This window comes from Streptomyces sp. 150FB, assembly GCF_000818195.1.
Classification (GTDB): Bacteria; Actinomycetota; Actinomycetes; order Streptomycetales; family Streptomycetaceae; genus Streptomyces.
In genome coordinates this window covers 3,099,928-3,106,970 of the sequence record NZ_JTHL01000001.1, presented here as the reverse complement: position 1 = coordinate 3,106,970, position 7,043 = coordinate 3,099,928, and the positions used below count along the sequence as shown (strand labels likewise).

Here is a 7,043-nt window from a genome sequence, read left to right as displayed (position 1 = left end):
GACCCGGGCCAGCCGACCGACGACCCCGGTCAGCCCACGGACGACCCGGGCCAGCCCACGGACGACCCCGGTCAGCCGACCGACGACCCGGGCCAGCCCACGGACGACCCGGGCCAGCCGACCGGCGACCCGGGCCAGCCCTCCGACCCGAGCACGTCGGCGCCCGGTACGCCGGGCACCGGCGGTGGCAACGGCGGTGGTGAGAACCCCGACGGTGGCGGCGTCATCATCGGCGACGACAACAACAACGCCAACCCCGACAGCGGCGGCTCGCAGCCGGTGCAGCAGGGTGCGGCCAAGGACGAGCTGGCCGAGACCGGTGCGGCCGAGACCTCGTTCCTGCTCATCGGCGCCGCGACCATGATCGTGGGTGGCATCGGTTTCCGGATGCTGCCGCGTCTGGTCAACGGTGGCCGTACCGCCGCCTGACACAAGGCGGCGGGTGCGTCCGTACGAGCCGTACCCGTACGAGACGTAGGTCACCCGGCAGGTGAAAGCGCGTAACAGAAGGGCCCGGACGCTTTTTCGGCGTCCGGGCCCTTCTCTTCGTTCAGCTCACTCACATCAGGCGGTCTGGTGCACCGCCACCAGCGCCACCGCGGCGACCACGAGCAGTGCCAACAGCGTCAGCAGCGCCGCCGGCGTCAGGCCGGCCAAGGGGCCCTCCTGCTGGAGGCGCTCCCTGTTGGCACGGCATACGCGGCACCTGCCCTCGCTCACGGGTCCCGCGCAGTTGGCGCACACCAATCGGTCGTAGGTCATGCGCTTTCCTCCTCACCGCGCGGCGGAGCCGCAGCCAGTGTCACTCCGTCCAACGCTCAGGGAAACGCCACCGTTCCCCGTACCACTCTGCCAGTTCCCGGCCGTTTCGGCGCGGTCGGCCGGAATTCGACCCCGCGTGGCCGGTGGCGGCTCCCGGGCATCCGTGATAATTCGCCCAACCCAGGACGCGGACTGCGCGGCCCTGTGCGCTTCGCGTAAGGTCACGCTCACCTACTCCCGGCCGACCGTGGTGCATACCCGTGATCCGATTCGACAATGTCTCCAAGACCTATCCGAAACAGAACCGTCCCGCTCTGCGTGATGTCTCGCTAGAGATCGAGAAGGGCGAGTTCGTCTTCCTCGTCGGCTCGTCCGGTTCCGGCAAGTCGACCTTTCTGCGGCTCGTCCTGCGCGAGGAGCGCACCAGCCACGGCATGGTGCACGTCCTCGGCAAGGACCTCGCACGCCTGTCGAACTGGAAGGTGCCGCAGATGCGCCGCCAGCTCGGCACGGTCTTCCAGGACTTCCGGCTGCTGCCGAACAAGACCGTCGCCGAGAACGTGGCGTTCGCCCAGGAAGTCATCGGCAAGCCCCGCGGCGAGATCCGCAAGGCCGTGCCCCAGGTCCTCGACCTCGTGGGCCTCGGCGGCAAGGAGGACCGGATGCCCGGCGAGCTCTCCGGTGGTGAGCAGCAGCGCGTGGCGATCGCGCGGGCCTTCGTCAACCGGCCCATGCTGCTGATCGCCGACGAGCCGACCGGCAACCTCGACCCGCAGACCTCCGTGGGCATCATGAAGCTCCTCGACCGCATCAACCGCACCGGTACGACGGTGCTGATGGCCACGCACGACCAGAACATCGTCGACCAGATGCGCAAGCGCGTGATCGAGCTGGAGAAGGGCCGCCTGGTGCGTGACCAGGCACGTGGCGTCTACGGCTACCAGCACTGATCCCCGGTCACCACACCGTGTGAAGCACGAAGCGTGAAGCACGAAGTACGAAGCACCGAAAGCTGAAAGGACGCCATGCGCGCCCAGTTCGTCCTCTCGGAGATCGGCGTCGGTCTCCGCCGTAATCTCACGATGACCTTCGCTGTCATCGTCTCCGTAGCCCTGTCGCTCGCCCTGTTCGGCGGCGCGCTGCTGATGCGTGAGCAGGTCAGCACGATGAAGGACTACTGGTACGACAAGGTCAATGTCTCCATCTTCCTGTGCAACAAGAGTGACGCGACGAGTGACCCCGCGTGCGCCAAGGGCGCGGTCACGACCGAGCAGAAGAACCAGATCCAGGCAGATCTGAAGAAGATGACCATTGTCCAGACCGTCATCCACGAGTCCTCCGACGAGGCGTACAAGCATTACCGGGAGCAGTACGGCGACACCTCCATCGCCTCCGCCATCACCCCGGACCAGATGCCGGAGTCCTTCCGCGTCAAGCTCAAGGACCCCGAGAAGTACGCGGTGGTGGCGACGGCGTTCGCCGGGCGGGACGGCGTGCAGTCCGTCCAGGACCAGCGCAGCATTCTGCAGAATCTCTTCGACCTGATGAACGGCATGAACGTCGCCGCGCTCGGGGTGATGGCGCTGATGCTTGTCATCGCGCTGATGCTGATCGTCAACACCGTGCGGGTGTCGGCGTTCAGCCGCAGACGCGAGACCGGCATCATGCGGCTCGTCGGCGCCTCCAGCTTCTACATCCAGATGCCGTTCATCATGGAGGCCGCCTTCGCCGGACTGATCGGCGGTGTGGTCGCCTGCGCCATGCTGATGTTCGGCCGTTACTTCCTCATCGACGCCGGGCTCAACCTGGGCTCCAAGATGGAGCTGGTGAACTTCATCGGCTGGGACGCGGTCCTCTCCAAGCTCCCGCTGGTGCTCGCGATCGGGCTGCTGATGCCTGCCCTGGCTGCTTTTGTCGCGCTGCGCAAGTACCTCAGGGTGTGACAAGCGCCCCTGGCGTGGTGTCGCCAAGCTCCCGACGGTCGCCTTTCGTTGTCCTAGACTCAACGCCATGTCAGGCTCCGAGTTGCACCACAGCCCCCGCGCTTTCCGCCGCGGGGCGACCCTGACATTCGTCTTCGCGAGCGTGCTCGCCACCGCGGCGGCGACCAACTCGCTGCCCGGCGAGGCCCATAGGACGCGGCACGCCGCGACGCGCTCGGTGGCCTCCACGGTCGACGCCGCGCTGGTCGCGAAGGCGGCCGCGGAGGCCATGGCCGACGGCAAGTCAGGGACGGAGGCGGCCGAGGAGGTCGTCAGCCGCAGCGGCGACCGCTGGGGCGCCGTCTACGACAAGGGTGAGTACGAGGAGTTCGAGCAGGCGCTCGACGGCACGTACACCGGTGTCGGGCTCTGGGCCAGGCGTACGGCCGAGGGGCTGGTGGAGGTCACCCGGGTCCAGCCCGGCGGCCCCGCGGCCCGGGCCGGCGTCCGGGCCGGGGACACCGTCACGGACATCGACGGCAGCAGCGTCGCGAAGCGGCCCGTCACCGAGGTCATGGGAATGCTGCGCGGCGACTCCAGGGGCCCGGGGGCGCCGGCGGGTGGAGCGGCCGGCAGCTCCGTCACCGTGAGCCTCGACCGGGCGGGACACCACTGGACGGAGCATCTGCGCCGCGCCGAGCTGTCCACCGAGTCCGTCACGGTCGGCACCCTCACCGGCGGCGCGCGGCTGATCAAGGTCGACTCGTTCACCAAGGGGACGGGCGAGCGGGTGAAGGAAGCGGTGCGGTCGGCCCCGAAGGGCGCCGGAGTCCTCCTGGACCTGCGCGGCAACGGCGGAGGGCTGGTCGCCGAGGCGGTCACCGCCGCCTCCGCCTTCCTCGACGGCGGCCTGGTCGCCACGTACGACATAAAAGGCGAGCAGCGCGCGTTGTACGCGTCCGGGGGCGGCGACACGGGCCGACCCCTGGTGGTGCTGGTGGACAGCGGCACGATGAGCGCGGCCGAGCTGCTCACCGGGGCCCTCCAGGACCGTGGCCGGGCGGTCACCGTGGGTGCGCGTACGTTCGGCAAGGGCTCCGTACAGATGCCCAGCAAGCTCCCCGACGGCTCCGTCGCCGAGCTGACCGTGGGCCACTACCGCACGCCGAGCGGGCACGCGGTGGACGGCCGGGGCATCACCCCGGACGTCGCGGTCACCGACCGGGCCCAGCAGCGGGCCGAGACGGTGCTCAGCGGCCTCGGCGGCACGGCGTAAAGAAGTTGCGGCCTAGTGCGAAAATGGCAGGACTATGGCTAAGGAAACCGGACGCAAACTGATCGCGCAGAACAAGAAGGCGCGGCACGACTACCTCATCATCGACACCTATGAGTGCGGTCTTGTCCTGAACGGCACCGAGGTGAAATCGCTCCGCCAGGGGCGTGCCTCGCTGGTTGACGGATTTGTCCAGATCGACGGACATGAGGCATGGCTGCACAACGTGCATGTGCCCGAGTACACGCAGGGCACCTGGACCAACCACGCGGCCCGGCGTAAGCGGAAGCTGCTCATGCACCGGCTGGAGATCGACAAGCTGGAGTCCAAGTCGCAGGAGTCGGGTCACACGATCGTGCCCCTGGCCCTGTACTTCAAGGACGGCCGGGCCAAGATCGAGATCGCGCTGGCGAAGGGCAAGAAGGAGTACGACAAGCGCCAGACGCTGCGCGAGAAGCAGGACCTGCGCGAGACGAACCGCGCGATCTCGGCGGTCAAGCGGAAGCAGCGCGCCTGACCCGGCCGGGCCCGCGGGCGGAATACGGTGGCCCGGTCGGACGCTGACACCGTATGATGGGCGTGTACCCACGGCAGTACGGGTACGCGTAGTACGAGCCCAAGCAGTACTCGTTGAGCTCGTAGCTAATTGAACAGTGTGAAGCATGGGGATGATCGGTTTCGACAGCGGATGTCGAAGCAGGTGAAGCGAGCCGAGGAAGCGGCAATGATCTCGTTAACCATATGTCGCAAACAATAATCGCCACTTCTAAGCGCGATTCCTCCGCCTTCGCTCTCGCTGCCTAATTAGCAGCTAGCGAAGACTCCGCGGAGTGTCAGCCCGGGGCTGTTCCCGACCCGGATCCTGGCATCAGCTAGGGGACTAAACCTGTAAGTCCGGTCACGGGACGTGCAGGGAAACCAAACAGTGACTGAGCCCGTCGGAGACTTGTCTGCGTGATCTCCGGGGCCGAGAAAAGCGAAGCAGACTGCGCTCGGAGAAGCCCTGGTTCCGCACCGTTGGACGCGGGTTCGATTCCCGCCATCTCCACCACCCCATGTTGAGACAGAGGCCCCGCCGTCCCAGTGACGACGGGGCCTCTGTCATGTGTCATGTGCCTTTTATCGGCGGCTGCGGAAATGCGCGAACAGCCGGGCGAACGGGCCCGGGCCGGCCGCGCGTCGGCGTCGGCGCTCGCGCTCGGGGGCCGTCCGGGACGCCAGCACCAGGGTGCTGCCTGTGACGGTCATCAGCGGGGGCAGTGAGGTGTGGTCGGTATCGGTGCGATGCGGCATGACTTCACCCTCGCGCCAGGGCGTCTCAGTGGTCCAACACCTGATCAGTGGCCATTCACGCATCTGTGTTGTTGAATGCGCGGCGTGCCCCGAGACATCGAACCCCGGCTGCTCCGAGCCTTCGCCGCCGTCGCCGACGAACTGCACTTCACCCGTGCCGCCGCCCGCCTCTACCTGGCGCAGCAGGCCCTCAGTCGCGATATCCGCAGGCTGGAGCGGGAGTTGGGCACCGATCTGTTCGTCAGGACCACCCGGCAGGTGACGCTGACGGCCGACGGCGAGCGACTGCTGCCGTACGCCCTGCGGGTGCTCGGGGCCCAGGACGAGCTGCTCGCCGCTTCGGCGGGTGAAGCGGCGGCGCTGCTCGTCGACCTCAACACCGAGGGCATGGTAGGCGGCCGGGTGCTCGCGCGGGCGCGTGAACTCGCGCCGGGGCGCGAGCTGATGGCGCGCTTCGCCAGCGGTCTCACCGGCGCCTCCGCCGACATCGCCGCCGGCCGGCTCGACGCCTCCTTCGGCTACTTCGAGGGGCTCGATCCCGCGCTGCGTGCCGGTCTCTCGCGCCAACTGGTGCGCTACGAGCCGCTGGCCGTGCTGCTGCCGTCCGGCCACCGGCTCGCGGCCCGGGAGGCACTGACGCTCGGCGACCTCGCGGGGGAGGTCGTCTACGCGGGGCACGGTAATCCGCTGACCAGGGAATGGACGGATCTCGCGCGTCAACTCTTCGCGGGACACGCCATCGAGATCGCACCTCCTGCTCCCATGGCCGTAGGAAGAACGGAATTCCAACGGGTCATGACCAGAAATCGAAGTCTTGTTCTCGCCGTTGTCGATTTCCCGGAGATGCCGGATACCGTACTGCGCCCGCTGGTCGCCCCCGTACCCCTGGCACCGTTGTCATTGGTGTGGCGCAAGGGGCGGAAGGATCCGGGAATCGAGGCAATGCGGGCCGCTGCCAAGGAACTTACCGATGAGGAACATTGGCTCGAACGAATTCCCGATAGTTGGATTCCTCCGCTGTCACCGCACTGATACGGAAGAACTCGTCAAGTGGAAGTACGACAGTCGGTTCTGTGCGCTACATTCGTCGTCCGGGTGCAGCGCGACAGGGGGGCGCTCGGTCAGGTGGGGGCCTGACCGACGGCATATCCGGCCTTGCCCCGTGCGCACCCAAGAACATCTGTGGGGGATGTGCACACGTGGAAAAATGGCGAGAAGACGCCCAAAACGGGCGCATGCATGAGCCGAATGACGTCACCATCGAACTGGACGGTCTGGGACGGCAGCTCTCCGAGTTGCCGTCGGGACCCCGTCCCGCACAGGAGTCAGGTCCTGCGCGGGAGTCACAAGCGGAAGGCGCCGACAAGCCGGTTTTCGTCGATGCCAGCGGGAGGCGGGGCAAGAAATTCCGCCGGGCCGGCTGGATCATCGCGATTGCCTGCGCGTGTTACGCGGTCACGCTGGGGGCCGCCCTCATCGGCGGCAGTTCCAGCGCACCCTGGCTGAATCTGCCGGGAATACCGGGCATCGCCGAGGACAAGAAGCAGGGCACGGTCCAGGTGGGTCCCGGCCCGTCGAACGGCGCCTCTTCGGGGGTGGCGCCGGGTGGCGTGAGCGCCGTACCGACGGCGACGGACTCCGACGGCAATCCCATACCTCAGCCTTCGGGCAGCACGACCGCGGGAAAAACGGACGCACCCGGGCCGGGTACGTCGAATGCAGTACCGACCGGCAAGCCGCCGGCCGGCGGTGGCGCAGGCGGAGCGGCCGGCGGGACCACCACCGGTCCCGGC

General features: G+C 67.7%; 9 protein-coding genes and 1 other RNA gene. 8 read left to right on the top strand and 2 right to left on the bottom strand.

All coding sequences use genetic code 11. From position 1 onward, the window contains the following. On the top strand, positions 1-429 hold a 429-nt coding region (locus tag QR77_RS48600), incomplete at its 5' end, for an LPXTG cell wall anchor domain-containing protein (protein ID WP_040021867.1). A gap of 135 nt (positions 430-564) precedes the next feature. Here the strand turns inward: QR77_RS48600 and QR77_RS13180 are convergent. Then, on the bottom strand, positions 565-762 hold the full coding sequence (locus tag QR77_RS13180; RefSeq protein ID WP_040021866.1) for a hypothetical protein: 198 nt from the start codon (positions 760-762) through the stop codon (positions 565-567). A gap of 260 nt (positions 763-1,022) precedes the next feature. On the opposite strand from QR77_RS13180, the gene ftsE reads away from it, so the two are divergent. The 5 genes from ftsE (at position 1,023) to ssrA (ending at position 5,008) form a co-directional block, all read left to right on the top strand. Continuing rightward, entirely contained in the window at positions 1,023-1,712 is a 690-nt protein-coding gene (gene ftsE, locus QR77_RS13175; protein WP_040021864.1) for a cell division ATP-binding protein FtsE, read from the top strand. Between the two features lie 75 nt (positions 1,713-1,787). Continuing rightward, entirely contained in the window at positions 1,788-2,705 is a 918-nt protein-coding gene (gene ftsX, locus QR77_RS13170) for a permease-like cell division protein FtsX (protein WP_040021862.1), read from the top strand. Between the two features lie 67 nt (positions 2,706-2,772). Then, positions 2,773-3,960, top strand: coding sequence for a S41 family peptidase (locus QR77_RS13165; RefSeq protein WP_040021860.1), 1,188 nt, complete (start codon positions 2,773-2,775; stop codon positions 3,958-3,960). A 34-nt stretch (positions 3,961-3,994) separates the two neighbouring features. Beyond that, positions 3,995-4,474, top strand: a complete 480-nt coding sequence (gene smpB / locus QR77_RS13160; protein WP_040021858.1) for an SsrA-binding protein SmpB — start codon at positions 3,995-3,997, stop codon at positions 4,472-4,474. A 147-nt stretch (positions 4,475-4,621) separates the two neighbouring features. Next, positions 4,622-5,008: a transfer-messenger RNA gene (gene ssrA, locus QR77_RS42840) on the top strand. A 68-nt stretch (positions 5,009-5,076) separates the two neighbouring features. On the opposite strand, the gene QR77_RS46620 is transcribed toward ssrA, so the two are convergent. Beyond that, positions 5,077-5,250, bottom strand: a complete 174-nt coding sequence (locus QR77_RS46620; RefSeq protein WP_160310906.1) for a hypothetical protein — start codon at positions 5,248-5,250, stop codon at positions 5,077-5,079. A gap of 84 nt (positions 5,251-5,334) precedes the next feature. Here QR77_RS46620 and QR77_RS13155 point away from each other — a divergent pair, with 84 nt between their 5' ends. Both QR77_RS13155 and QR77_RS46615 read left to right on the top strand, forming a co-directional pair. Continuing rightward, positions 5,335-6,282: a LysR family transcriptional regulator gene (locus QR77_RS13155; RefSeq protein WP_236710631.1), complete on the top strand. Its 948-nt coding sequence runs from the start codon at positions 5,335-5,337 to the stop codon at positions 6,280-6,282. A 203-nt stretch (positions 6,283-6,485) separates the two neighbouring features. Continuing rightward, positions 6,486-7,043: hypothetical protein (locus QR77_RS46615; protein ID WP_160310905.1), on the top strand; the 558-nt coding region annotated here is incomplete at its 3' end.